The sequence below is a fragment of the Oleiphilus sp. HI0066 genome (assembly GCF_001635725.1).
This window is the reverse complement of the sequence record NZ_LWFH01001830.1, coordinates 1-714: the sequence shown is the minus strand read 5'-3', so window position 1 is coordinate 714 and position 714 is coordinate 1. Positions and strand designations below refer to the sequence as shown.

The following is a 714-nucleotide window of genomic DNA, read 5'->3' as shown; positions in this document are numbered from 1 at the left end:
GAACTCATTCTTCACGCGAGCCAGCGAGGGAAACCAAGCAGAGCCGCCGGCAACAATTACGGTCGGTCAAGTGGTCGATCAAGCTGACTATGATGCGTTTTATCCTGAAGATTTGGTGATTGAATTTACATCGCCAAACACGTTTGATCTCCGTGAGAAATCGACAGGGGTAACACTTCAGTCGAATGTCGCGTATGCACCAAATGGCACGATCAACGCTCAGGGTACTCAGTTCGAAATTCGGGGAGCGCCAGCCACGGGCGACACATTTACAGTTGAATCTACCGAGAAGCAAGGTTTGCTTACAACGGTAGAGAAGTTCGTCTACGGCTTACGTAACTTCGCGCCGACGACAGATGGGCGCGAAGCGTTTGAATCTTTACTAGAAGGGACGATTGCCAACTTTGATTTTGCGGCAACATCGGTACTTGAGGCGCGAGGACAATTGGGTGCGCGTCTCAATACGCTCGACACAGGGCTAGAGCAGTTAAAAGATGCGGAGATTCTTACCCAAGAAGTACTAGGTAACTTGGAATCCATTGATTACGCAGAAACAGTAAGTTTGCTGTCATTACAGCAATTTAGCTTGGATGCCGCGTATTCATCTTTTAATCGTATTACCTCGCTGTCTTTGTTTGATCGGATCAGATAAGGTACACGTACTGAAGGTGCATTGGATCTAAAAACATAATCAGGAAGACAGTGAATGAGTGC

At 47.3% G+C, this 714-nt stretch carries 1 pseudogene; it reads left to right on the top strand.

Annotated elements, in window-relative coordinates:
- Positions 1–652 (top strand): annotated as a pseudogene (locus tag A3738_RS28425) (flagellar hook-associated protein 3); the annotation flags it as partial.
- Between the last annotated feature and the right edge of the window lie 62 nt (positions 653–714).